Source organism: Aquimarina amphilecti (assembly GCF_900109375.1).
Classification (GTDB): domain Bacteria; phylum Bacteroidota; class Bacteroidia; order Flavobacteriales; family Flavobacteriaceae; genus Aquimarina; species Aquimarina amphilecti.
Window position 1 is genome coordinate 98,260 of the sequence record NZ_FOAB01000001.1, and the last position, 26,487, is coordinate 124,746.

Annotated in this window: 18 protein-coding genes; 11 read left to right on the forward strand and 7 right to left on the reverse strand. The window is 32.4% G+C overall.

Features of this window, described 5'->3' with window-relative positions; translation table 11 throughout:
- The first annotated feature begins 14 nt into the window (after window positions 1–14).
- The 3 genes from lolA1 to ribB all read left to right on the forward strand — a co-directional run bounded on the left by lolA1 (window position 15) and on the right by ribB (window position 3,787).
- A complete protein-coding gene (gene lolA1, locus BMY33_RS00460) occupies window positions 15–650 on the forward strand; it encodes an outer membrane lipoprotein periplasmic chaperone LolA1 (protein WP_091403996.1) in 636 nt (211 codons plus the stop codon).
- 74 nt (window positions 651–724) lie between these two features.
- A complete protein-coding gene (locus BMY33_RS00465; RefSeq protein ID WP_091403999.1) occupies window positions 725–2,566 on the forward strand; it encodes an LptF/LptG family permease in 1,842 nt (613 codons plus the stop codon).
- A 69-nt stretch (window positions 2,567–2,635) separates the two neighbouring features.
- Window positions 2,636–3,787 (forward strand): 3,4-dihydroxy-2-butanone-4-phosphate synthase, encoded by a 1,152-nt coding sequence (gene ribB, locus BMY33_RS00470; RefSeq protein ID WP_091404002.1) that lies wholly within the window; start codon window positions 2,636–2,638, stop codon window positions 3,785–3,787.
- Between the two features lie 11 nt (window positions 3,788–3,798).
- Here the strand turns inward: ribB and BMY33_RS00475 are convergent, their stop codons facing one another.
- From BMY33_RS00475 to BMY33_RS00485, 3 genes are all read right to left on the reverse strand, one after another.
- Window positions 3,799–4,989: a DegT/DnrJ/EryC1/StrS family aminotransferase gene (locus tag BMY33_RS00475; protein WP_091404005.1), complete on the reverse strand. Its 1,191-nt coding sequence runs from the start codon at window positions 4,987–4,989 to the stop codon at window positions 3,799–3,801.
- An 85-nt stretch (window positions 4,990–5,074) separates the two neighbouring features.
- The gene (locus BMY33_RS00480) at window positions 5,075–5,530 is read right to left on the reverse strand and encodes a thioredoxin family protein (protein WP_091404007.1); all 456 of its coding nucleotides are present in this window, start codon (window positions 5,528–5,530) and stop codon (window positions 5,075–5,077) included.
- Window positions 5,531–5,599: 69 nt separating this feature from the next.
- Complete coding sequence (locus BMY33_RS00485) at window positions 5,600–6,229, reverse strand: NAD(P)H-dependent oxidoreductase (RefSeq protein ID WP_091404010.1); 630 nt, start codon at window positions 6,227–6,229, stop codon at window positions 5,600–5,602.
- Between the two features lie 90 nt (window positions 6,230–6,319).
- Between BMY33_RS00485 and BMY33_RS00490 the strand changes: the two genes are divergently transcribed.
- Window positions 6,320–6,715, forward strand: a complete 396-nt coding sequence (locus BMY33_RS00490; protein ID WP_027392852.1) for an acyl-CoA thioesterase — start codon at window positions 6,320–6,322, stop codon at window positions 6,713–6,715.
- A gap of 59 nt (window positions 6,716–6,774) precedes the next feature.
- Here the strand turns inward: BMY33_RS00490 and nhaC are convergent, their stop codons facing one another.
- Window positions 6,775–8,259: a Na+/H+ antiporter NhaC gene (nhaC, locus tag BMY33_RS00495; protein ID WP_091404011.1), complete on the reverse strand. Its 1,485-nt coding sequence runs from the start codon at window positions 8,257–8,259 to the stop codon at window positions 6,775–6,777.
- A gap of 975 nt (window positions 8,260–9,234) precedes the next feature.
- Here nhaC and BMY33_RS00500 point away from each other — a divergent pair.
- Window positions 9,235–9,867: a CPBP family glutamic-type intramembrane protease gene (locus tag BMY33_RS00500; protein WP_091404014.1), complete on the forward strand. Its 633-nt coding sequence runs from the start codon at window positions 9,235–9,237 to the stop codon at window positions 9,865–9,867.
- On the opposite strand, the gene BMY33_RS00505 is transcribed toward BMY33_RS00500, so the two are convergent.
- Genes BMY33_RS00505 through BMY33_RS00515 form a run of 3 tightly spaced genes read right to left on the reverse strand, consistent with a single transcriptional unit; the run spans window position 9,864 to window position 11,739 of the window.
- A complete protein-coding gene (locus BMY33_RS00505) occupies window positions 9,864–10,436 on the reverse strand; it encodes a non-canonical purine NTP diphosphatase (protein ID WP_091406034.1) in 573 nt (190 codons plus the stop codon). The genes BMY33_RS00500 and BMY33_RS00505 overlap by 4 nt on opposite strands.
- Window positions 10,437–10,466: 30 nt before the next feature.
- Window positions 10,467–10,991, reverse strand: coding sequence for a KdsC family phosphatase (locus BMY33_RS00510; RefSeq protein WP_091404016.1), 525 nt, complete (start codon window positions 10,989–10,991; stop codon window positions 10,467–10,469).
- Window positions 10,975–11,739, reverse strand: coding sequence for a Rossmann-like and DUF2520 domain-containing protein (locus tag BMY33_RS00515; RefSeq protein ID WP_091404018.1), 765 nt, complete (start codon window positions 11,737–11,739; stop codon window positions 10,975–10,977). Before BMY33_RS00515 ends, BMY33_RS00510 begins: the two co-directional genes overlap by 17 nt.
- Window positions 11,740–11,871: 132 nt before the next feature.
- On the opposite strand from BMY33_RS00515, the gene BMY33_RS00520 reads away from it, so the two are divergent.
- The 6 genes from BMY33_RS00520 (at window position 11,872) to BMY33_RS00545 (ending at window position 26,458) form a co-directional block, all read left to right on the forward strand.
- Window positions 11,872–15,030, forward strand: a complete 3,159-nt coding sequence (locus BMY33_RS00520) for a cytochrome c biogenesis protein CcsA (protein ID WP_091404021.1) — start codon at window positions 11,872–11,874, stop codon at window positions 15,028–15,030.
- 148 nt (window positions 15,031–15,178) lie between these two features.
- A complete protein-coding gene (locus BMY33_RS00525; RefSeq protein ID WP_091404022.1) occupies window positions 15,179–16,825 on the forward strand; it encodes a solute:sodium symporter family transporter in 1,647 nt (548 codons plus the stop codon).
- Complete coding sequence (locus tag BMY33_RS00530; RefSeq protein WP_244542955.1) at window positions 16,826–19,633, forward strand: helix-turn-helix and ligand-binding sensor domain-containing protein; 2,808 nt, start codon at window positions 16,826–16,828, stop codon at window positions 19,631–19,633.
- A gap of 254 nt (window positions 19,634–19,887) precedes the next feature.
- Window positions 19,888–22,905, forward strand: a complete 3,018-nt coding sequence (locus BMY33_RS00535) for a SusC/RagA family TonB-linked outer membrane protein (protein WP_091404024.1) — start codon at window positions 19,888–19,890, stop codon at window positions 22,903–22,905.
- A gap of 14 nt (window positions 22,906–22,919) precedes the next feature.
- A complete protein-coding gene (locus BMY33_RS00540) occupies window positions 22,920–24,380 on the forward strand; it encodes a RagB/SusD family nutrient uptake outer membrane protein (RefSeq protein WP_425284216.1) in 1,461 nt (486 codons plus the stop codon).
- A 20-nt stretch (window positions 24,381–24,400) separates the two neighbouring features.
- Window positions 24,401–26,458, forward strand: coding sequence for a hypothetical protein (locus BMY33_RS00545; protein WP_091404030.1), 2,058 nt, complete (start codon window positions 24,401–24,403; stop codon window positions 26,456–26,458).
- Window positions 26,459–26,487 lie beyond the last annotated feature (29 nt).

Sequence of the window (26,487 nt, forward strand, 5' to 3'; positions counted from 1 at the left end):
ATAGAAATACATAGATGATACATAGAATATTTTTTTTAGTAGTAACACTTTTTATAGCAAACACTCAGGCACAAGATGCTAAGAAACTTTTGGATGAGGTGTCCACTAAAGTAAGAAGTTATGATAATATAGTTATAGGCTTTAAATACGCACTTAATAATCCTGCAGAGAATGTTTCTCAAGAAACTAGAGGTGATGTTACACTTTTTGGAGAGAAGTACTTGTTAAATTTAATGGGCACTGAACAAATGTATGATGGAAAAAAACTACATATGATAGTTCCAGAAGATGAAGAAATAAACATTTCTTCTCAGAGTGCAGAGGATGAATCTAGTGTAACTCCTTCAAAAATGCTTACTTTCTATGAAGATGGTTATACTTCTAAGCTAGATATTGTACAAGATGTTCAAGGAAGAAAGATTCAATTTGTAAAATTAATTCCAATTGATTCTAATAGTGAATTAAAAGAAATTTTATTAGGTATAGATAAACAAACAAAACATATTTACAGATTGATTCTGATGCAAAATAATGGAACTAATATTACGATCACGGTAAATAGTTTTAAAACGAATCAACCCTTATCAAAAACATTGTTTGTTTTTGATGAGTCAAAATATGCTAATTATTATATCAATCGCTTAGATTAGTGATATATTTATACGCTGATATTAAAAACAATTTACATCCCGAAGATTTCGGGATTTATTTTACAGACGAATAAGTGAAAATACTTGACAGATATATTTTAACGACTTTTTTAAAGACTTTTTTTCCGCTCTTTATAATCATTATGTTTATTCTTTTATTGCAAACAATCTGGTTGTTTATATCAGAATTGGCAGGAAAGGATTTAGATTTTGCCGTAATAATAAAGTTTTTAACATATGCTACTCCTAGATTAATACCAATGGTATTGCCATTGACTATTCTTCTTACATCGATAATGATATTTGGTAATTTTGCAGAAAACTATGAGTTTGCTGCGATGAAATCATCAGGGATATCATTACAGAGAGCTATGAGAACATTAGCTGTTTTTATATTTTTTGTTGGGATTGGAGCATTTTTGTTTTCTAATACGGTAATTCCTAGTTCAGAACGGAAATTTGTAAACCTCCGTAAAAATATTGTAAAAGTCAAACCGGCTATGGTGATTACTCCCAATCAGTTTAATGATTTGGGAGATATTAATATACGAGTCTCTGAAAAATATGGGGATAATGATCAATTCTTAAAAGATGTGATTATTCATAAAAAGGGTGCTAGACTTGGTAATTTTACTGTGATTAAAGCTACAGATGGAGAATTACAAGGTAGTATTGATTCTGATTTGATTACATTGATCCTGAATGACGGTAATTATTACGAAGAAGTTCAACCGAAATCACCTAAGAAGAAGAAGAAATTACCGTTTGCCAAAACTCATTTTAAGCAATATGCATTAAATATAGATTTATCATCTTTAGATAATGTAGATATGGATGCTCAGCAATATAGTAAAGGGTATAACATGTTAAATGTAAATGGGCTAAGAGAACAAATAGACACCTTGTCTATTCAAGTAAATGATGAAATAAATGCTACTGAGGATGATGTGAATCGACGAAATGGTTTCAAAGAATTAAATCGGAATTTAAAAATAGATACATTAAAAAAAGCTACGAAGGACACTTTAGATCTTATAGAGGACCGATTTAATACAAAACAAAAGTCGCAAATATATAATCTCGCATTTTCAAATGCGGATGGAGTTATAAGAAGAATTCAAACAGCCAAAAGGTCATTAGAAGTTAAAAAGAGAGCACTCAATAAATATGAAATGTCATTACACGATAAATACGCATTGGGAATAGCGTGTGTTTTATTATTTTTTGTTGGAGCTCCTTTAGGTGCTATTATAAGAAAAGGAGGATTAGGATTACCAATTGTTATTGGAGTTGTATTGTTTTTGACATATCATTTTATTGGAATTTTTGCTAAGAATGGAGCAGAAGAAGGTGGAGTTCCTCCATTTGTAGGATCTTGGTTATCTACATTTATTATTTTTCCACTGAGTATTTTTCTTACGTATAGAGCCACTAGGGATAGGGGATTGGCTAGTTTTGATATTGTAGTTCAGCCTATTCGAGATTTTTTTAATAAAAGGTCAAATAAAAAGGATAGGATTAATAGTTCATCGATTGATCAAGAAATTAATATTGAGATAGGTCAAAACACTCTTGTTGAAGTTGAGAAAGATAGAACAAACTTTAAGGAAAACTCTTCGTTGGTATTTACATTGTTTTTACTATTACTAATAGTAAATATTGTAATTACGCTAATATCAAAAGATGCTGGAGGAAATAAAACAATGCTTTTAGTTTTTAATGGGTTAGGAGGTGTGTCATATCTTACGTTTTTTATAAAGTCATATTTTAATCTTAAGAATTTTTACACAAAACTTAAGGGACTCATAAATGAGCCATCTCTTATATTATTTTTAATTTTGGGTATTCCGCTATTTCCAATAGTATATTTCTTCTATAATAATAGGGTCAATAAAGATCTTAAGAAAATCAGATAATTAGTAGATACTATTCCATTTAATAATTATATAAAGTACCTTTGCTTTTAAATTAAGAATTGTATTGCTATGTCACAAGTTACTGAGACTAAAAACAAGTTAAAACTGAATACTATCCAAGAAGCTATAGAAGATATTCGCCAAGGAAAGGTGATTATTGTGGTTGATGATGAAGATAGAGAGAATGAAGGAGATTTTCTTGCGGCAGCAGAAAAAGTTACTCCTGAAATGATCAATTTTATGGCAACTCATGGGAGAGGGTTAATTTGTACTCCGATAACAGAACAGCGTTGTGAAGACCTCAAACTAAATATGATGGTCGATAATAATACGGATCCTATGGAAACTGCTTTTACAATTTCTGTGGATCTTAAAGGTAATGGTGTTACTACAGGAATTTCTGCGAGTGATCGAGCTAAAACTGTGAAAGCTTTGATTGATCCAGATACTAAATCGTATGATTTAGCTAGACCAGGACATATTTTTCCATTGAAGGCAAAAGAAGGTGGAGTTTTAAGGAGAACAGGGCACACCGAAGCAGCAATCGATTTTGCAAGATTAGCTGGACTGAAACCGGCAGGTGTTATTGTAGAGATTATGAATGAAGATGGTACAATGGCTAGACTTCCACAATTAGTAGAAGTTGCTAAAAAGTATGATCTTAAATTGGTTTCTATTGAGGATTTAGTTGCGTATCGTATGCAGCACGATTCCCTTATAGAAAAGAAAGAGGATTTCGATATCGTTACTCGCTTTGGCAGTTTTAGGTTAAGAGCTTATAAGCAAACTACAAATAGTCAAATTCATATAGCATTAACTAAAGGAAGTTGGTCTGATAACGAGCCAGTACTTACTCGTATAAATTCTACACTGTTTAACAATGATATTCTTGGTACGTTAACCAATAATGCAGATGAACGTTTAGATGCCATGTTTACTCGTATTAATAAAGAAGGTAAAGGCGCAATTGTTTTTATTAACCAAGAAAGTCAATCCTTTAATTTATTGAACAGATTAAAAGCTTTAAATGAAGCGCAGAATGGAAGCGATATTGTTAAAGCACCGAAAATAGCAATGGATAGCAAGGATTTTGGTATCGGTGCTCAAATCTTACACGACCTAAATATTCATAAACTTAGATTAGTATCTAACTCTGTTCAACAAAAACGTGTTGGAATGATAGGGTATGGATTAGAAATAGTAGAATACGTGAACTACTAATAACTAGTTTTTTATAAAATACTTTGTAGAGCTTCAATCATTTTTGAAGCTCTTTCTTTTACTTCTTCTTCAGACCAGCCTACTTTTATTAAACAAGAAATTGTTCTACCCATCCACGCATCACTAGCATCAAAAGATTTATTGTTTCTTTGTAAACCATCTAATTGTGCTTTAGATAGAGCGTTTAATGATGTTGGTTGTAATAAATGTTCCCATTTCTTATAATAGTGCCAATTATTATCATACCAATAAAAACAAGCATCTACTCCATGTTCAGTAAGAGAATTATGTCCCTTTTTAGCTAATTCTTCTGTAGGTAAGAATATATTTAAGAAAGCATAACTTTCAACGCCAGTTTCTGGAACTCTTCTAAAGCTAACTTGTGGAATATCTGATAAGGCTTCTCTTAGAATTGTATAGTTTTTTTCTTGTATAGCCAGAGTTTGATCTAGTTTTCTTAACTGAGCGATACCAACGGCAGCGTTTAATTCAGAAAGTCTATAATTATATCCTAAAAAAGGATGTGTTTCTGCACCACGATTATTGCCAATATGATCATGTCCATGATCTTGATATTTATGAGCATTTTCTGCATATACTTTAGAGTTAGTAATTAATCCACCTCCTTCTCCGCAAGTAACTGTTTTTACATAGTCAAAAGAAAAACATCCCAAATCACCATAACTACCTAAAGGTTTGCCGTCATAGCTTCCTCCAATTGCTTGGCAGGCATCCTCTAATAGAATCAAATCGTTTTCCGTACATATTTTCTTTAAGGCTTTAAGATCTGCCATAGAACCACACATATGCACCGGCATGACCGCTTTAGTTTTTGATGTAATTCCTGCCTTTACTGCTTCAGGATTCAGAGTTAATGTGTCATCAATATCACACAAAATAGGAGTAGCACCCACAGAAAGTATAGCTTCAAAACTGGCTACAAAAGTAAAGGTAGGCATGATTACTTCATCACCAGACCCTACACCAGCAGAAGCTAAAGCAACTGTTAACGCAGCTGTACCACTAGATACTACCTGAGCATGTTCTGTTTGCATTCTAGTAGCTAAATCTCTTTCAAGTTCTAAGGCTTTGTAATGACCATTGCGATTGCCGTCAAAACCATAACGCATTAAAACTCCATTGTCTAATACATCTTGAACTTCTTTTTTTTCTTCAGCTCCAAATAGCTCGAATCCAGGCATAGGTAATATGTTAAATTAAAAAACTCTTTCCGGCAAAAATACCGAAAAGAGTTTTGATTATATAGTGTATGTTTTATCTTTTTATTTAGTAATCATCAATAACTTTAGAAACAAAACTGAAGTATCTATCAGGGTCTCGTAAAGAAGCACTATAAGATCCTTGAGAATCAAGTACTTTTCCTTTGTGATTAAGTGCAATTATATTTGGAAACCCACCTTCTTTATTATATTTACCTAAAAGTTTTTTGTTTGCTTTTAATTGTTCTTTTGAGATTACATCCACTCTTCTTGGTATATCTACTTTAAGTAAAACTACATTTTGAGATTGTTTTTTGAATTTTATAGTGGAAAAAAAATCTTCTTGTAGCATAATACAAGGAGCGCACCAGTCGCTTCCAGTAAAGTACATTAAAATTGGCTTTTTAGAATCTTTAGCAATTTGTTTAGCTTCTTCAAAATCCGTTAACCAGTTTAAGTCACTTTCTTGAGCAGTTATAACTGTTGTAAATATTAATAATAAAAACAGAAATGTTTTTTTCATTTTATTAAGTTTTGGATGTCACAAAAATATACTATTTTTTAAACACCAAATATCTTGCCAATTATTTGATTATAAAGTAATGACGGTTTCATTGATAGAACGTCTTACTTTTTTTAAACCGGCAAACATATCATCTGGAGCACGATAACCGATAGGAAGTACTAAAACAGAAGTTAACCCATATTGTGATAGATTAAGTAGTTCATCATATTTTTCAGGAATAAAGCCTTCCATCGGACAGGCATCTATTTTTTCGGTAGCGCAAACGGTTAAAAGGTTCCCCATAGCTAAATACGCCTGTTTAGAAGCCCAATTAGAAATTTCATCCGCGCTTTTATTTTCAAAAGAATCTATTAATTGTTCTTTGAAAGGTTTTAGTATTTCTTCAGGAGTGTTTCTAATTGTTTTTACATTATCAAAATATTTCGTGATATAAGCTTCACCAACATTTTTTTCAATACAAAAAATTAGTAAGTGCGATGCATCTGCTACTTGTTGTTGATTCCAAGAATGCGTAGTAAGATCTTTCTGAATTTCTTTATCTTTTAAAACAACTAATTTTAGAGGTTGCAGACCATAAGAAGTAGCAGTAAGGTTAAAAGCTTTTGTAAGGATATCTATTTTCTCCTGTGGAAGTGTACGAGTATTATCAAATTTTTTTGTGGCATATCGCCATTGAAGGCTTTCAATAATTTCCATTCTAGAATTTTAAAAATATACCGCAAAGATACAGGTATAACAAGTATCTTTATTCATTAAAATGATAAGAAAAAACTATATTACTATTGTATGAATACTATTGATGAATTAATCAAAAAATCTGAAACTAGAATTTTTAAAGCTGTTTTTCCTAATACGACTAATCATTATGAGACTTTATTCGGAGGGACAGCGTTACAGTTAATGGATGAGGTCTCTTTTATTTGCGCTACTCGTTTTAGTCGAAAAAAAGTGGTAACAATTTCTACAGGCAAAATAGATTTTGAAAAGCCTATTCCTGAGGGTACTATTATAGAACTTGTGGCAAAGGTACAAGAAGTAGGGAGAACTAGTTGTATGGTAAAAGTTGATATCTATAAAGAAGAGATGTATAACTATGATCGTGAGATAGCAGTTTCAGGATTATTTAAATTCGTGGCAATTGATAATGATAAAAAGCCAATTCCGATTATAGATAAAAACTAAAAAATATAAAAAGTGCATTCTATATAGAATGCACTTTTTATATAGTAATATGTTTTTTACTATTTATCTCCTAATTGTTTAATTTTTATTCTAAATGCAGCGAATAATAATGTTGTAAATGGGCTAAGCCAATTAAAGATGGCAAAAAAGAAATAATCCACGACAGGAACACCTAAAACACCACTTTGGTACGCACCACAAGTGTTCCAAGGAACTAAAACAGAAGTTACGGTTCCAGAATCCTCTAAAGTCCTACTTAAATTTTCTGGAGCAAGTCCTTTGTCTTTAAAAGCTTTTGCATACATTCTTCCGGGTACTACGATTGCTAAATACTGATCAGAAGCAGTTAAGTTTAAAGCTAAACAACTAGCAACTGTACTAGCAAATAATCCAAATACTGAATCAAATAAGCTTAATAAGGCATTACTAATTCTTGCCAATGCACCAATTGCATCCATAACACCACCAAATACCATTGCGCATACAATAAGCCAAATAGTGCCAAGCATTCCAGACATTCCACCAGCTGTGAAAAGATCATTTAATTCCTTACTAGACGTTTCTACAGCAGTGTCTACTGTCATCGCCTTCATTACACCGATATAGGCAGAATTGAAATCAAGTTTTTCAGTTCCGGCAATACTCATAACAATATCCGGTTGAGCAATAATTGCGGCAATGGCTCCTAATAATGTTCCTGCTAGGAGGGCGATTAGTGGAGGCGTCTTTTTTATAATAAGACCAATAACAATTATTGGTACTATAAATAACCAAGGAGAAATTGTAAATGCACTTTTTATAGCTTCTAGTTGCTCTCCAATTTCCGGTGTACCAGAGGTATCTAATGTAAACCCAATAATAATGAATACGATAAGTGTAACTACAACAGTTGGTACTGTAGTATATGTCATATATTTTATATGAGAAAATAATTCTCCTCCCGCCATTGCAGGAGCAAGATTAGTGGTATCAGATAGTGGAGACATTTTGTCACCAAAATATGCTCCAGAAATAACAGCACCAGCGGTCATACCTAGAGAAATACCTAAGGTATCACCGATTCCTATTAGAGCTATACCAACTGTAGCAGATGTAGTCCAAGAACTACCTGTCGCTATAGAAATAATTGCACAGATGATTACACAGGCGGCGAGAAAAATAGTAGGATTAAGGATTTGTAATCCATAATATATCATTGTAGGGATAATACCACTAATTAACCAAGTTCCTGCTAATGACCCAACCATAAGAAGTATTAACAATGCACCAGTAGTTGATTTAACATTTCGTGCAACTTCTTCCATCATTTGTTTGTATGAAACCTTATTGAAAAAGCCAACAATAGCAGCAACAGCTGCTCCTAGAAGTAAAATAAACTGATTACTACCACTTAAAGCATCATCACCAAAAGCATAATACACATTATAAAATAACATTCCTACTAAAGCAATAATTGGAATTAATGCTTCCCAAATATTTAATTCTCTGTTTTCAATAATTTCTTCACTTTGGGGATCAGTGGGAGTGATATTTTGACTTTCCATATGTTGTATTCAAAATTTTAAGGATGTAATGTTACGATATTAATAAAATTTATGCAATGTATTTTTCTCGTTTAATCATATAGATCGTTTGCTTTTGGTGAGTGAAAAATTATTTTATGCATTTTATCGATAATATTTGTTTTTTGTCGATAAAATGTTTTATCTTTGTATAGAGATTAATAGTAAAAGAGTATTTATGAAGTACTTTTGACTCATCAAAGAAAAGACATTAAGGAATTGAATATATAGCGAAAGAGAAAAATTGGAATTATTTGTTTACGTTTTTTTGCCCCAACAAATTTGATTTCCCCCAAGATTAAGTTTGACAAATTATAAGCCTCAGAAATGAGGCTTTTTTGTGCAATATATTTTCTAAAAATAGTTTGTTTACTAAGAGGAAAATGCTTTAGTCGTATTTAGATGTTTTTTATCGATGTTTTTGTAAATTTTTGATAATCGTTTTGTGAGCAAAATATGTGTAAGTAATACCTTTGAAAGGTAAAAGAATAAGAGTTACGAAATAGAATTAGTTTTAATGTTACCTCATAAATTAGATAACTTATTTTTTTGCTCCAAATTTATTTCGCCCCTATACTAATAAGCCTCTATCTTCAAGAGGCTTTTTTTATGCCTTGTACTTTAGAGGTAAATCTTCTAATTGTTCTTTTGTTAAAAAAAAACGCTTTTTATCGATAAAAAATGCATTTTGTCGATATATTAATGTTTTTATAGAACTGTTTTATCGCTTTTTTCTTATGTGTAACGTATCTTTGAAGTGTTGTTAATGATTGATAATTAATGAATTAGTTTTAAGGTATTTCTAAAATACCGTTGTTTGATTACCCCAAAATTGTAAATCGAATATACCCCAAATTTGATTTCCCTAAATTAAAGCCTCTTGCCCAGAGGCTTTTTTATTTGTTAAAAATTGACTTGTTTCATTTTTTATCCAGAAATTAGTGGAAAATTGAAATGATGCAATCTACTTTTACCCGAGGACTAGAGTTGTTTTTTTTATTCGTATTACTTCCCGTTAGTTTTTTATTTACATATCCAGCCCCGATAAAAGCTGGTTTAGCAGTAGCAGGTTTTATTTATATTCTTTTTCATTTAAGAAAATCGAGACTTTTAAAAATAAAGTTTCCAGATAAAATTTTCTGGAAACCGTTTTGGAAAGAAACAGTTATTAAATTAGCAATTATTGTTATAATTACTAGTTTATATGTTTTTTGGATTGCTCCTGATAAATTATTTTCAGTCTTGTTAAAAAAACCTATGTTGTGGATAATCATTTTATTCATATACACTTTTTTATCCGTTTGGCCACAAGAAGTTATTTATCGTACTTTCTTTTATGATAGATATGAAAGTTTAATAAAGAATAAATGGTTGTTTATTTTTTTAAACGCAGTACTTTTTTCATTAGCACATATTTTCTTAAGAAGTTTTCTAGTTCAATTGCTTACTTTTTTAGGGGGACTTTTATTTGCCTTTACATATCAAAGAACAAAATCAACCACACTAGTGTCCATCGAACATGCTATTTACGGAAATTGGCTTTTTACTGTTGGAATGGGTGATATGTTAGCATTTCCCGGAGCAGATTAGCTATTTAAAAATAAGATCAATTTTTTTACTGCCTGTGCGCGATGGCTGATACTGTTTTTTTGATTTAGTGATAATTCTGCGAAAGTTTCATCATATCCATTAGGTGAAAAAATAGGGTCATATCCAAAACCTTGATCTCCTTTTTTTTCTTCAGTGATAATTCCTTTACAAATACCAGTGAATGTATTCATATTTTCACTAATGCTAAGCGCGATTACAGTTTTGAATTGTGCATTTCTATTTTGCTCTTTTTTTAAGTTAGTTAGGAGCTTATCCATATTTGCATTAGCATCTTTCTCTTTTCCTGCATATCGGGCAGAATATACACCAGGTTCTCCATTAAGACTAACAACTTCTAAGCCAGTATCATCAGCAAAACAATCATATCCATAGTGTTCCTTAATGTATAGGGTTTTTTGAATAGCATTACCCTCAATAGTAGGAGAAGTTTCCGGGATATCCTCATTACAGCCTATATCAGAAAGACTTAGTAATTGAATATGAGTGGGCATAAGTTTCTGTACTTCTCTTACTTTATTTTGGTTATTTGTCGCAAATACTAATTTCATATTATCTGTTTTCATAAATGATAAGATAGCTTATGCTTTAGCATTATAGTTTGCGATCCATTTGCCTTGTACTTTTAAGACTTGTTCGATAACATCTCTAACACAGCCTTTTCCACCTTTTTTAAAGGAAACGTACTTTGATACTTCTTTTACTTCTGCGACAGCGTCTTGAGGACATGTCGGTAATCCTACCATATTCATAACAGGTAGATCAGGTATGTCATCCCCCATATATAATACATTTTCTAACTTTATATTTTTATTGCTCATATACTCGTTTAGTTGTTCTACTTTATGATGAGCTCCTAAATAAATGTCTTTAATTTCTAATCCTTCTAACCTTTTTCTTACACCTTCATTTTTTCCGCCAGATATAATACATACATTAAACCCTTGTTGAACTGCCGTTTTCAGCGCATATCCATCTTTAATGTTCATTGTTCTTAGTAGCTCTCCATCCGTGTTGATTAATACGGTTCCATCAGTAAGAACACCATCAATATCAAAAATAAAAGTGGTGATATGTTGTAAATATTCTTTATAGCTCTTTTCCATATTTAGATTGTATTGCTTTGGTAAGTATTTTATATATGTTTTTTTGTGATTCGTTTTTTAAAATATCAATATGTCTGTCAATAGTTTTGATATCATTACGAATAGCAGGTCCCGTCTGAGCATTGTCAGGCTCTATTTCAATAATTTTTTTAGCAGTTTCTTGTATCAAGGGGTGTAAAATTTCGAAAGGAACCTCATTTTCTTTACAAATGTCATTTCCTAAGGAAAACATATGATTTGTAAAATTATTTACAAATACAGCTGCAACGTGTAATACATTCCTTTGATCAGAATTAATATCATATATCTTTTTTGATAATTGAGAAGCTAGACTTTTTAATATTGTTTCGTCTTTTTCGCTTTCCGCTTCAATACAAAAAGGTATGTTGGTAAAATTCACTTCCTTTGTAGCACTGAATGTTTGTAAAGGATAGAAAACACCTCGAAAATTTTTATCATTAATAGCATCCATAGGAACACTACCAGAAGTATGAACTACCAATCTATTTTGGAAGGGTAGTGCTCTTGATACTTCTTCTATGGCATCATCACTTATAGCTAATATATATAGATCCGCTTCTTTTAAATTACTTAAGTCACTAGTAACTGTATCTTTTTTTTGATTTTTATGAATAGGGATTCCTTTTCGGTTATAACATTGCACTACTTTCGTTAACTCCTGATTTCGAAAAGCAGTATAAAGATGTTGCGCAACATTTCCAGCGCCAAGAAGAACTACTGTTATCATTTGGCTAAAATAAGGAACATACTTTAAAAATTAGACAAGTTTTATAGTTCTGTTAAAACGAATAAATAGGAGAATTAGAATGTCTGATTATCCTGTCAAAAACACTAAATTTGCCGAGCTAAAAAAATTACAATGCAAAAGAGGTTAGCAAGTATTTTATTTTCGACAAGATTAATGGCAATTCTATTTTTGATTTTTGCTGCTTCTATGGCAGTAGGCACATTTTTAGAAGATGGCTATGGTACAACTGCAGCAAGAATTTGGGTCTATAATACTTGGTGGTTCGAAGCTATTATGGCTTTTTTTATGATCAATTTTTGCGGGAATATTGTACGATATAGCCTATATAAAAAAGAAAAGTGGGCAACATTACTTTTGCATCTTTCTTTCATTCTAATTCTTTTGGGAGCTTTTATTACAAGATATATAAGTTATGAAGGAGTAATGCCAATAAGAGAAGGAGAAACAACTTCTGAGTTTTTATCGGAACGTACTTTCTTAACAGCTTTTCTTGATGGAGAAATAAACGGTGAACCAAGAAGACGTGTGCTTTCTGAACAATTAGAGTTGACTGAGGCTACCAATAATGATTTTACAATTAATACAGATTATAATAGTCAACCTGTAACAATACAATATAGAGATTATATTACCGGTGCAGAAATGGGCTTAGTGGAGAAGGAAGATGGAGAGAATTATCTTAAAATCGTTGAAGCAGGAGATGGTAACAGGCATGATCATTACTTAAAGGAAGGAGAAGTATCAAACATTCATAATATTTTAGTTGCTTTCAATATACCAACTAAAGGTGCCATTAATATTACTTATGAAAATGATGAGTACTACATAGAATCTCCTTTTGAAGGATCTTATTTAAGAATGGCTGATCAACAGCAAGGTTTAGTAATAAAAGATAGTGTTCAGCCTCTTATGTTACGATCTTTATACCAAACCGCTGGAATGCAATTTGTAATTCCGGATCCAGTATTAACTGGAACATATGATGTCGTTCCAATTGAGATAAAAGATAAAGGACAGCAGGATGCACTTATTGTCGATGTTATTACTAACGGTGAAACCAAAGAAGTAAAGTTGTTAGGAGGGAAAGGGTATGCAAATGATATGCAGAAAATTTCTTTGGGAGGATTAGATATGTATTTTAGTTATGGCTCCAAAAGATTAGAGCTTCCGTTTGCTTTAAAACTCAATGATTTTATTGCAGAGAAGCAACCAGGAACGGAAAAAGTGTATAAATCTTTTATGAGTAAGGTAGATATTGTAGAAGAGAACGCAACGCCTCAGCCATATGATATTTTTATGAATCATGTTTTAGATCATAAAGGATATCGTTTTTTTCAAGCATCTTTTGATCCAGATGAAAAAGGAACAGTATTATCCGTTAATCACGATTATTGGGGAACTAAAGTTACTTACGCTGGATACATGTTATTATACCTTGGATTAATGCTTATTCTTTTTACCAGAGGATCCAGATTTAAAGATTTAGAACAAATGCTAAATAAAATTAAGTCGAAAAAGAAAGAGCTAACAATTTTATTGGCATTGTTTGTTTCTACATTTTCATTTGCACAAGAACAACAGGACCATGTGAATCATCTTCAGACTTTACCTAGTAAAGCTAAATTGGATTCAATTATAATGGCAAATGCGGTAAGTAAAGAACACGCAGAAAAATTTGGACGTATTGTAATTCAGGATGAGCGAGGTAGGATGAAACCTGTTAATACATTTTCTTCGGAGTTACTTCGTAAATTAAGTAAGAAGGATACGTATGAAGGGTTGACGGCCGATCAGGTATTTGTATCTATGGTTGAGAACCCCTTTATATGGTATAGCATTCCAATTATTGAATTACAAAGAGAGAATGATAGTATTCGAAAAATATTAGGGGTTTCAAAATCTGAGAGAAGAGTTTCTCTTATAGATTTAGTAGAACAAGATGGTTCTTATAAGTTAGATCCTTATTTAGAAGAAGCTAGTAGTACAAGTACACCAAGTAGTTTTGAAAAAGATTTTCTCAAGACGCACGAAAAGTTCTATTTATTAAATCAAGCTCTTGGAGGAGGAATTCTTAGAATTTTTCCAGTTCCTAATGATGAAGGGAATAAATGGGTGTCGGTTCCACAATTAAATGAGCATAAATTTACAGGAATGGATTCCGTCTACACTAGGCAAATTATTCCAATTTATATACAATCATTACAAGAAGCAAGAAATACTGGTGACTATAGTAAACCTGATCAGTATATAGAAAGTATAAAAGCATTCCAAACAAAATTTGGAAGCGAAGTGATGCCAACAGATGATAAAATACAAGCTGAGATAGCATTGAACAAGTATGATATTTTCAGAACATTATACAGGTATTATGGTATTACTAGTGTGCTATTTATTCTAATTATCATTTTTGGTATATTTTATTATAAGAATAAATTTATAAAAGCGTTGATAAAGGTCTTTATGGGAATTACTGTATTGATTTTTATGATACATACATCAGGCTTAATAATAAGATGGTATGTGTCTGGTCATGCACCATGGAGTGATGCTTATGAATCTATGATTTATGTAGCTTGGGCTACGATGGCTTTAGGATTAGCTTTTGGTAAAAAGAGTAATCTTACTGTTGCTGCAACTGCTTTTGTAGCTGCTATCATACTGTTTTTTGCACATGAGAATTGGACAGACCCGGCAATTGCCAATCTGCAACCTGTTTTAGATTCTTATTGGGTTTTAATCCATGTTTCTATCATTGTAGCAAGTTATGGGCCTTTCTTTGTTGGGGCTATCCTAGGAATCCTTTCATTATTATTGATGGTATTGACAACCAAGTCTAATAAAAAGAGAATGGACCTTAATATTAAAGAGATTACTATTATTAACGAAATGGCGCTGACTATAGGTCTTGTAATGCTAACTATAGGTAACTTTTTAGGTGGTATGTGGGCTAATGAGAGTTGGGGTAGATATTGGGGTTGGGATCCTAAAGAAACTTGGGCCCTAGTTAGCATTATGGTATATGCTTTTATAATACACATGAGATTAGTTCCTGGTTTACGTAGCAGATGGTTTTTTAATTTAATGTCTGTGTTTGCAGTTTCTTCAATTTTGATGACATATTTTGGAGTAAATTTTTATTTAAAAGGATTGCATTCTTATGCTAGTGGTGATCAGGTAGTGACACCATCCGCTGTATATTATAGTTTTGTTGTTTGGGCTATTCTAGGAGCTTTTTCTTATTGGAGATATAGTATACATTATAAGAAGTGATATTTTCTAAACAATTGTTTTTCATTGCTTTATTGTTAATAATACCTATACAAAAACTTTACATCCTTATTTTTTTAATATAATTCTTAACGGTATTGAATAATATCTGATATTTTTATGACTTTTAACAAATCATTAAAATTTCAATATGGGTATTATTTCTTTTGTAGGATTCACACTTTTAGTTGCCATTATATCATATTTGGCCACAAGAAAAACTGATGAAACTTCTTCAGATGGTTATTTTTTGGGTGGGCGTAGTTTGACCGCTGTAGTAATTGCGGGTTCTTTACTACTTACTAATTTATCTACAGAACAGATTGTTGGATTAAATGGTTCCTCATATACAGAAGGGATTTTAGTAATGGCTTGGGAAACATTAGCTGCAATTGCTATGGTGATCACAGCAATTTTTCTATTACCTAGATATTTAAAAGGCGGTATTACAACAGTACCACAATTTTTAGAAAGACGATATGATACTACAACAAAAGCAATTACATCAGGATTATTTTTAACCGGTTATGTTGTCGTGTTTTTACCAATTGTATTATACTCTGGATCTTTAGCGATTAGTACAATGTTTGATGTTCCAGATTTACTTGGAGTTTCTAAAGAAACCTCTATTTGGATTTGTGTTATTGGTATTGGGGTTATCGGATCTATTTATGCAATTTTTGGAGGGTTAAAAGCAGTTGCAGTATCTGACACAATAAACGCTGTTGGATTATTAATAGGAGGTATTATGATCCCAGTTTTTGGTTTGTTAGAAATAGGAGATGGTAGTATTTCTGAAGGTATTAATACATTGATGACAACAAATCCTGAAAAGTTTAAGGTGATTGGAGATAGTGAATCTTCTATTCCTTTTGCTACTATATTTACTGGAATGATGTTAGTTCAGTTGTTTTATTGGGGAACAAATCAAGCTATTATTCAAAGAGCTTTAGGAGCTAAAAACCTTAAAGAAGGTCAGAAAGGACTGTTGTTAGGATCGTTTTTAAAAATATTGGGACCTATAATAGTTGTTTTACCTGGTATCATAGCTTTTCACCTTTTTAATGGAGAGTTAGAAGTTGCTGATGAAGCATACCCAACTTTAGTGAGTAGAGTGTTACCAGTATCTTTGGTTGGTTTCTTTGCAGCGGTTTTGTTTGGAGCAATTTTGAGTTCATTTAATAGTGCATTAAATAGCTCTGTTACGCTGTTTGGGTTAGATATTTATAAAGAATACATTAATAAAGAAGCAAGTGAAAAGCAAGTGGTAAAAGCAGGGAAAAGTTTCGGTGTTTTGTTAGCAATATTGGCGATGGCTGTGGCTCCATTTATTGCTAATGCAGGAAGCCTTTTCGATTATTTACAAGAAGTGAATGGAATATATAGTATTCCTATTTTGACGATTATAGTTGTGGGGTATCTTACTAAAAAGGTGCCTGCAATAGCAGGTAAAATTGGTATTATCTCTGGATCTGTACTGTATATTTTAAGCCAATTTGTTATAAAACCAATACTCCAGAATAATGCAGTAGACGCAGCAAAGGCTAATGGTATTACTGATCTATCAGAATTAGGAAAAATAGAAGCATCTGCGTATCCTCATTTTTTACATGTAATGGCAATTCTTTTTGTAGTTAACATTATTATCATGTTAATTATTGGTAAATTGTATCCAAGAGAAGAGGCATACGTACAACAGTACACAAAGGAAGTGGATATTACTCCTTGGAAATACACGAAAATAGTAGGTGCTATAGTATGTCTAATTGTTATATCTACCTATATTTATTTTAAATAATTGAAATATATTAAAAAGACATTTCTATTTTTATTTCTATTTTTCTCAGCGATAATAGTTGCTCAAGAATTACCGCCGATAGAAGTTTATTCTCCAGATGCGTATGGAGGAGAAACGCAAAATTGGTCTATATCTCAGGCTGATAACAAATATATTTATGTAGCAAATAATAAAGGTCTTTTAGAGTTTAATGGTGCTAACTGGGAATTGTATCCAACTCCAAATGAAACAGTAATGCGATCTGTGAAGGTTGTAGGTCAGCGTATTTATACTGGTTTCTATATGAATTTTGGCTATTGGAAAAAAAACAATTTTGGTAAGCTAGAATACACTTCATTAAGTAGCGTAATAAAGGATAAACTGATAGAGGATGAGCAGTTCTGGCATATAGTTAATCAAGGAGATTGGGTATTATTCCAATCCTTAAATAGAATTTACTTATACAATATTACTACTGAAGAAATTTCTATAATAGAATCTAAATTAACTCTTACTAATATATTTAATGTTAACGGTACTATATATTATCAAGATTTAAATAATGGAGTATATAAGATTGAAAAGGGACTACCAATATTAGTAATAGATGTTCCTGAAGTAATAAACGATAAGATTGTAAATATTTGGAAGTCAAATAATAAGATTTTAGTACTTACCACTTCAAAAGGTTTTTTTGAGCTTTCTAATGGAGAAGTTAGTAAATGGAATACTGAATCGGATGCTCTATTAAATGAGGCTACGGTTTATAGTAGTATTACATTAAGAGACGGTAGTATTGTATTAGGAACCATATCTAATGGGTTCATTTATCTTTCAGATAAAGGAGAAATCATTTACCGAATTAATCAAAACCAAGGATTAAATAACAATACAGTGTTATCTTCTTTTGAAGATATTGACGGCAATATTTGGCTTGCCTTGGACAATGGTATTAATTGCCTGAATTTAAAATCACCTATACAAAGTTTTAATGATGATAAAGGAACTATTGGGACGGTATATGCAACAATTGTCTTTAATGATTTTTTGTATCTCGGAACAAATCAAGGATTGTTTTATAAGAAACTTGATAAGGACGAACAGTTTAAATTCGTAGAAGGTACTAATGGTCAAGTTTGGAATCTTTTTAGCTATGATAATACGTTATTTTGCGGACATGATTCAGGGACCTTTCAGATTAACCAAGATAGTTCTCAGTTAATATGTTCAATAGGGGGAACCTGGATTTTTCGAGTTGTTCCAGGGCATCCCGATTGGTTATTGCAAGGACATTATGGAGGACTTAGTATATTAGAAAAGGAAAATGGTACATGGGGGCTTCGACAAAAAATAGAAGGGTTTGATTATTCTGCAAGATTTTTAGAAATATATGAAGATAAGCTATGGATTAATCATGAATATAAAGGGCTTTTTAGTTTAACATTAGATGATGACTTTTCGAAAGTCTTAGAAATAGTAAAGGATACAATAATTTCGAAAGGCAAAAACTCTAGTATTGCCAGATATAAGAACAATATTTTTTACGCGCATCAAAGAGGGGTATTTTCTTATAATAAGGAAAAGAAAAAATTTGAAGAAAATAATTTAATTAGTCAAACCTTTGATGTGGAGAAAAAAGGTATTGGAAAATTAGTAAAGGATAATAGAGGAGGACTTTGGAATTTTGCTGAAGATGAACTAGACTATATCTTTCAGAGTCAATTTTCTGATAATCTTGATATAATAAAAGTACCGATCCCTTATATTTTGAGAAAGGAAATGATTGGTTTTGAAAATATTCTTCATGTTGAAGAGGATAAATATTTATTAGGAACCACTTATGGATATATGATTTTGGATTTATCTAGGGTGCATTCAAGAGAGTATAATATTATCTTAGAAAAAGTTTCAGCAAAACAAAAATCAACAACGTTTGAAGAAATTGATTTTTTAGATACATCTCCTGTTTTCGAATCTAATTTAAACACTGTTTCTTTTGAATATGCTATTCCTGAATATGACAAATATCTTATCTCAAAGTTTCAATATAAATTAGATGGGTTTTATGAAGATTGGAGTAGTTGGACTACTAAAACGAATATAATATTTGAGAATTTACCATTTGGAGACTACACTTTTAAAGTTCGAGCAAAAATAGGGAATGATCTAAGTGATAATGTTTTACGATATAAATTCACAATAGATAGGCCTTGGTATTTTTCTTTTTTGGCAATTGTTATTTACTCTGTTTTGTTCTTGATTCTGTTATTGATCATGCATAGAACATATAAGCGCTATTACTCAAAACAAAGGGAAAAACTGGTAGAAGAAAACAAGAAACAACTAGAACTTAAAGAGTTAGAGAGTGAAAGAGAAATAATGAAGCTCAATAACGAAAAACTAACTCAAGATATTGATAGTAAAAATCGAGAGTTAGCTTCTTCTACAATGAATATTATAAAGAAGAATGAAATCCTGAATACCATTAAAAAAGAACTTCAAAAGTCAGAATCTGAGCCAAGTGGGTTAAAAAATGTGGAGCGTATTATTGATAGAAACTTGAATAATAAGGATGACTGGAACCATTTTGTAGAAGCTTTTAATAGTGTGGATAAGGACTTTTTGAAAAAGCTTAAAGCGAAGCATGATAATTTAACTCCTCACGATTTACGATTCTGTACATATCTTAGGCTTAATTTATCTTCTAAAGAAATAGCACCATTGTTAAATATTTCAGTAAGAAGTGTAGAAATTAAGCGATATCGCTTAAGGAAAAAGTTAGAATTAGAACATTCAGATAGTTTGGTAAACTACATCCTCGAAATTTAGCACTACAACATACCTTTTAATTACCACAACATTACCTATACTCCAACGTTGTAGTGGGATTACGAGAATATTTTCTTCACATTTTTTTAATAATTAAGAAACCATTATTACTTCCTGTTTTTACTGGACTTTTCCATAAAATATTTATTAATTTTTTAAGTATTCCTGATTATTGTATGTTTTTTGTTGTGGTTGGTTATTAACGATTTCTTAATGTTCGTGGGTAAATTTGAGTAAATCAAACGAAAACATTTATGAAAATTGCTTATTTCTTAATGGCTGTGTTTTTAACCACGGTTATTAATGCTCAGGAAATTCAGATCAGAGGAAACGTAAAAGATGCCAATGGACTAGAATTACCAGGAGTTAATGTCATTGTTAAAAATACTTCAAATGGAGCAGTGACAGATTTTAATGGAAACTACGCCTTAAACAATGTATCAGTAGGAAGTGTTGTATCTTTCTCATATGTAGGTTTTACTACTCAAGAAATTACTGTTGGCCAGAATCCAGTTATCAATATTGTAATGCAGGAGGATAGTGAGTCTTTAGAACAAGTAATTGTAATAGGGTATGGAACACAGACTAAAAAAGAAATTACTGGAGCAGTTTCTGTTGTGGGAGCAGAAACGATCGAAGAATTAAATCCAGTACGAGTAGAACAAGCGCTACAAGGGCAAGTAGCTGGTGTAAATATTACATCACAATCTGGAGCTCCCGGAAGTAGCTCTACAATATCTATTCGTGGAATATCTACAAACGGTGATAGTAGGCCATTGATTTTGGTAGATGGAAATGTAATAGAAGATCTTAGTGTGCTTAATCCGAACGATATAGAAAGTATTAATGTGCTAAAGGATGCTACTGCAGGTATATACGGTGTACGAGCGGCAAATGGTGTAATTCTTATTACAACTAAGTCGGGAGTTCGCAATACAGATTTAAAATTCGAAGTAGACTCTTATGCTGGTTTTCAAGAAACTACAAGAAGATTACCAGTACTTAATGCGACAGAATACGGTGTTATTATTAATGAATCATTTGCAGCTGGTGGGCAAACACCGCCGTTTCCTAATTTTACCTTATTAGGCGAGGGAACGAACTGGCAGGATGAAATTTTTAGAACAGCAGCAATTTCTAATATAAATCTTAATGTTTCTGGTGGTGGTGAAAACTCTACATATTCAGGAGGAGCTTCTTATTTAACACAAGATGGAATTGTGGGAGGATCTGATGCTAATTTCGAACGTTTTACAGGGAGATTAAATTACAGTTTAGATTTTGCTAAAAACTTTAAGTTCACAACTTCAGGGATTTTTACACAAACTAATAGGGAAACATTATTAGAGAATACTTTAGGATCTGTTTTGTTTAATGCTTTAAATATGGCCCCTACATTATCAGTAAGAGATGAAAATGGAGATTTTACTTTGGCAGAAGGTTTAGGAAATGAAGTGATTAATCCAATAGCGCAAATAGAAAACACCTTTAATAATACGGGAGTAAATAGGGTTGGAGCTACATTTGGATTGAAATATAATTTTCTAAACAATTTCACTGCAGAATCAAGATTTCAGTTTAATTATTCAGAAGTTGATGGTAAAGTCTTTTCTCCAGAAGTGTTTTATGGATCTGGTAAAGTGTTTAATGTAGATAGAAGTAGTGTTACAGAGTTTAAAAATTTCTTTAGAGATTTTACTTGGGATAATTTTCTGAAATATGAAAAAGTATTTGCTGAAGATCACGATGTAAAAGTATTATTAGGAATGTCTGTTTTTAAAACGACAGGAACATTTACTGGTTCTACAGGGTTTGATATTATAGATAATTCTTATACCAATGCTAATATTTCACAAGCTTCTGATGTAGTCAATAATTTCCAGAATGGCGGTAACACTTTCGATAGTAGATTACTATCATATTTTACAAGACTACAGTATGGTTATAAAGGGAAGTATTTACTTTCAGCTGTAATAAGAAGAGATGGATCCACAAAGTTTGGACCCAAAAATAAGTTTGGATATTTTCCTTCAGCATCAGTTGGTTGGGTAGTATCAGATGAGTCATTCTTGAATGATAGTAATTGGTTGAATTTCCTAAAACTTAGAGGGAGTTATGGGGTTATTGGAAATGATAGAATTGGAGATTTTGGCTTTGTTTCTTTGTTAAATGGAGAAGGAGCTTATGTTATTGATGATGAATTATTAATTGGTACAGCAATTGGACAGTTATCCAATCCAGAAATTAAATGGGAACAACAGAAGACGTTGGATATAGGTTTTGATACCAGGTTATGGGATAATAAAATAGATATAACATTTGATTATTTTAATAAACGTACAGAGGATTTACTTGTCGTCGCACCAGTCTCTGGAGTTTTAGGGGTTGCAGCACCAGGATCAGCTCCTCCAATTATTAATGCCGGTATAGTAGAGAATAAAGGATACGAGTTTTTAATAAGTTATAAAGATCAATTTTCTGATAATTTTAAGTTTAATATAAGTTTTAATCTTACAGCTATAGATAATGAAGTTGTATCTGTAAATAGTGAAAATAGTTTTATAGCTGGTGGTTCTTTTGGAGTGGGGCAAGACCCTCCTTCGAGAATGGAAGCAGGTAAACCTATTGGATATTTTTATGGATTACAAACTGATGGTATTTTTCAAAATCAATCAGAAGTCGATGCACATGCTACTCAAGCTAATGCAGCTCCGGGGGATTTAAGATATGTTGATGTAAATGGAGATGGAGAAATTAATTCTGATGATAGAACGGATATCGGAAATCCAATCCCAGATGCTACAATGGGATTAAATATAGGCTTTGAATATAAAAACTTTGATTTTACTACTTATGCATTTGCTTCTGTCGGTAATGATATTGTTAGGAATTATGAGCGTAATCAACCTTTAGTAAATAGAAGAAATGCATTTTTGGATCGCTGGACCGGAGAAGGAACTACTAATTCCTTTCCTAGAGTAACTACAGGTGCTAATTCCAATAGTTTGTTTTCTAGTTTTTATGTCGAAGATGGATCTTATCTAAGAATCCAAAATGTACAATTGGGATATACATTTTCGAGAGATTATATGACTCCAATTGGAATAGATAAATTCAGAATTTATGTTTCGGTAAATAATTTATACACATTTACAGAGTATCAAGGCTATGATCCGGCTGCATCTTCTGGAGCTCCTATTGGTGGAGGTATTGATCCAGGTTTTTATCCGGTACCAAGGACATATTTGTTAGGTGTAAATCTTAAATTTTAATCAAGATGAAAAAGATGAAAAATAATATCAAATCAATACTAGTCTTTTTAGCACTATTGACTATAATTTTCTCTTGTAGTGACGATTTTGTAGACGTAGCGTCAGAGGATGAAAATTCAGAAGACTTTTTTAATAGCGAAGAAGATTATCAAAACGCATTGATAGGAGCGTACGATCTATTGCAGTCAACCTATATCAATGTAATGTTAGGTGAGATAGCCTCCGATAATACATTAGCTGGTGGAGAAAGCGCATCAGATACACCTGGTATACAGGAAATAGATGACATGATGCATACACCTGTTAATGCACAACTTAGAGATATATGGAGTTGGATGTATGCTGGAGTTAATCGAGCGAATTATATTATGGAGTTTCAGGATAAAACCGATTTTTCCGGAAAAGATGCAGTGATCGCTCAGACCAGATTTTTAAGAGCTTACTACTATTTTGAATTAGTTAAATGGTTTGGAGATGTACCATTAGCAATAGACAAAAGAATTTTATTTGGAGAAGAAACAGGTATAGATAGATCTGCTAAAGAAGATGTATATGCTCTGATAGAAGAAGATTTACAATTTGCAGCTGATAACTTACCTGTTGCGCAAGCAGAAATAGGAAGAGTTACGCAAGGAGCAGCAAGAGCCTTGCTTGGTAAGGTGTATTTATTTCAAGATAAATTTATGGAAGCAGCAAATGTATTAGATCTTGTTATCGCTGGACCATATGATTTAGTAACCGATTATAACTCAATTTTTGAACAAGAAGGAGAAAATAATATAGAATCTGTTTTTGAAGTACAATATAGCGATGAAGAAGGTGCTGGTTTTGGTTGTTTACAATGTAGTGAAGGTAATGTAGCTGTTGGTTTTAATGGAATTAGAAATTATTCAGGACCATTGTTTGATTCTGGTTTTAGTTTTAATGTACCTACTCAAGAGGTGGTAGATGCATTCGAGACATCAGACATAAGGTTAGAAGTAGCTATTCTGGACATTAATGCTTGGGCTGCTGCTCAAGGTGCAACTTTTTCGACAGGTTTTGAACACACTGGTTACTTTAATAGAAAATACATCGCTCGTCAAGGTGATCTTAATACGGGAGATGCCAATCTTACAAACCCTAATAATTATAGGGCGATCAGATTTGCAGATGTTCTGTTAATGGCAGCGGAGGCTCATAATAGAAAATCTCCTAGTAATGATGGGCAAGCTCAAGTATATCTTAATAGAGTTAGAACTAGAGCTCAACTGCCAGATGTTACAGCAGGAGGAACTGCCTTAACAGACGCAATTTATAACGAACGTCGACTAGAATTGGTAGGAGAAGGTCATCACTTTTTCGATTTAGTACGAACAGGTAGAGCTGCAACGGAAATAGATGGTTTCGTGACAGGAAAACACGAAGTATTCCCAATTCCTTTAATAGAAATCCAATTAGCTGGAAATAGATGGGAACAAAATCCAGGATATTAAAAAACAAAAATTAGAAGAAGATGAAATTTTTAAAATTATTATTAATTATAATTATTCTAGCAGCTGGATTTAACAGTTGTAAAGAAGATGATATTTCTTATGCCTTTGAAGGTATATCAGCTCCAACAGAAGTAAATGCGGTTTTTGATATAGCATCGGACGACACAGGTCTAGTATCTGTAACCCCTAGCGGTGCTTCTACCTCATCATTTGAGATCTTTTTTGGAGATGTAGATAATGAAGAGCCAACAATAATATCTCCAGGAAGCACCGCAGAGCATGTTTATGGAGAGGGCACCTTTACTGCGAGGGTCGTTGCAATTGGAGCAACTGGTCTTACTAGTGAGTTTTCTCAGCTTTTAACGATTTCATTTAGAGCTCCAGAGAATTTAATGATAACATTAGATCAGGACACTGTTAATCCTGCAATTGTTAATGTAAGTGCTAGTGCCGATTTTGCTACTCTTTTTGATGTTTATTTTGGAGACGTAGAAAATGAAGAACCTTCTATTATAATGCCTAATGAAACAATAGAACATATATATGAAACTCCTGGAGAATATACTGTTAGAGTAGTTGCTAGAGGAGCGGGTGTTGCAACAACGGAAGCTACACAAGTAGTAACTATTTCTGAAGCAAATGATCCTGTTACATTACCTGTGGATTTTGAGTCATTTACAATCAATTATGGTTTTACTAGTTTTGGAGATGCTTCTTCACAGGTTATCGATAATCCAAATCAAACAGGTTTAAATGTTAGCGCTAGAGTTGGTCAGACTATAAAACCTTCAGGAGCTCAGGTATTTGCAGGTTCGTTTTTACAGTTAGAAAATCCAATAGATTTTTCTGTTAACAAATTATTTAAGGTAAAAGTTTTCTCACCAAAAAGTGGAATAACAGTAAAATTAAAAGTTGAAAATATTTCTGATGGAAATATAGCTCACGAGGTTGATGTTATTAACAACGTAGCGAATGATTGGGAAGAATTAGAGTTTGATTTCAGTACCATAGATACTAATAATGAATATCAAAAAGTGGTAATCTTTTTTGATTTTGATATTGCAGGAGATGATTCAGAATACTTATTTGATGATATAGAATTAACAAGTTCTGTTATGGCTAGTATTGAAGGAGTATGGAAATTAGCCCCAGAAGCTGGAGCTTTAGGTGTAGGACCAGCACCAGGTGATACTAGTTGGTTTGCTTGTGATGATGTATGTGTCGCTGATAGAGCGTGTTATTATGATGATCTGTATGTTTTTGATACAGATGGTAGTTTTAGTAACGTACTTAGTGGTGAAACCTGGATTGAAGGATGGCAAGGTGGAAGTGATGCGTGTGGTATCCCAGTTGCTCCTTATGATGGTAATACAAATGCTACTTATAATTATGATCAAGTTGCAGGTACATTAACAATTAATGGAGAAGGAGCTTATATTGGATTACCCAAAGCTAATAATCAAGGAGAACTTCCTAATGTAGCAGTACCTAATTCAATAACATATGACGTTTCGTTTATTGATGACAATACAATAAGCGTTATTGTAGAATCTGGATCAGGAGTATTTTGGCAATATAGATTGGTAAGAGAAACGTACGCTACACCAATTGAAGGAGTGTGGAAATTAGCTCCGGAAGCAGGTGCTTTAGGTGTAGGGCCAACTCCAGGCGATACTAGTTGGTTTGCTTGCGATGATGCTTGTGTTTTGGAAAGAGCTTGTTATTATAATGACCTTTACGTTTTTAGCGCTAATGGGACTTTTAGTAATGTGTTAAATGGAGAATCTTGGATTGAAGGATGGCAAGGAGGAAGTGATGCGTGTGGAACTCCAGTAACTCCTCATGATGGTTCTAACGCTGCAACTTATACTTATGATGAAACTGCTGGCACATTAACAATAAATGGAGATGGAGCATATGTAGGTTTAGCAAAAGCAAATAACCAAGGAGAACTTCCTAACGTAGCAGTACCGAGCTCTATTACATATAGTCTGACATTTGTAGATACAAATACGATATCAGTTTTTGTTGAGGCAGGTTCTGGAGTATTCTGGCAATATAGATTAATACGTCTTTAAGGTTTATAAAATTAATAATCAATTATAAA

What these genes read in the sequence shown, in the direction of transcription:
- lolA1 (WP_091403996.1), top strand. Translation starts at nt 15, where the DNA reads ATGATACATAGAATATTTTTTTTAGTAGTAACACTTTTTATAGCAAAC.
- ribB (WP_091404002.1), top strand. Translation starts at nt 2,636, where the DNA reads ATGTCACAAGTTACTGAGACTAAAAACAAGTTAAAACTGAATACTATC.
- BMY33_RS00475 (WP_091404005.1), bottom strand. Translation starts at nt 4,989, where the DNA reads ATGCCTGGATTCGAGCTATTTGGAGCTGAAGAAAAAAAAGAAGTTCAA.
- BMY33_RS00480 (WP_091404007.1), bottom strand. Translation starts at nt 5,530, where the DNA reads ATGAAAAAAACATTTCTGTTTTTATTATTAATATTTACAACAGTTATA.
- BMY33_RS00485 (WP_091404010.1), bottom strand. Translation starts at nt 6,229, where the DNA reads ATGGAAATTATTGAAAGCCTTCAATGGCGATATGCCACAAAAAAATTT.
- BMY33_RS00490 (WP_027392852.1), top strand. Translation starts at nt 6,320, where the DNA reads ATGAATACTATTGATGAATTAATCAAAAAATCTGAAACTAGAATTTTT.
- nhaC (WP_091404011.1), bottom strand. Translation starts at nt 8,259, where the DNA reads ATGGAAAGTCAAAATATCACTCCCACTGATCCCCAAAGTGAAGAAATT.
- BMY33_RS00500 (WP_091404014.1), top strand. Translation starts at nt 9,235, where the DNA reads ATGCAATCTACTTTTACCCGAGGACTAGAGTTGTTTTTTTTATTCGTA.
- BMY33_RS00505 (WP_091406034.1), bottom strand. Translation starts at nt 10,436, where the DNA reads ATGAAATTAGTATTTGCGACAAATAACCAAAATAAAGTAAGAGAAGTA.
- BMY33_RS00510 (WP_091404016.1), bottom strand. Translation starts at nt 10,991, where the DNA reads ATGGAAAAGAGCTATAAAGAATATTTACAACATATCACCACTTTTATT.
- BMY33_RS00515 (WP_091404018.1), bottom strand. Translation starts at nt 11,739, where the DNA reads ATGATAACAGTAGTTCTTCTTGGCGCTGGAAATGTTGCGCAACATCTT.
- BMY33_RS00520 (WP_091404021.1), top strand. Translation starts at nt 11,872, where the DNA reads ATGCAAAAGAGGTTAGCAAGTATTTTATTTTCGACAAGATTAATGGCA.
- BMY33_RS00525 (WP_091404022.1), top strand. Translation starts at nt 15,179, where the DNA reads ATGGGTATTATTTCTTTTGTAGGATTCACACTTTTAGTTGCCATTATA.
- BMY33_RS00535 (WP_091404024.1), top strand. Translation starts at nt 19,888, where the DNA reads ATGAAAATTGCTTATTTCTTAATGGCTGTGTTTTTAACCACGGTTATT.
- BMY33_RS00540 (WP_425284216.1), top strand. Translation starts at nt 22,920, where the DNA reads ATGAAAAATAATATCAAATCAATACTAGTCTTTTTAGCACTATTGACT.
- BMY33_RS00545 (WP_091404030.1), top strand. Translation starts at nt 24,401, where the DNA reads ATGAAATTTTTAAAATTATTATTAATTATAATTATTCTAGCAGCTGGA.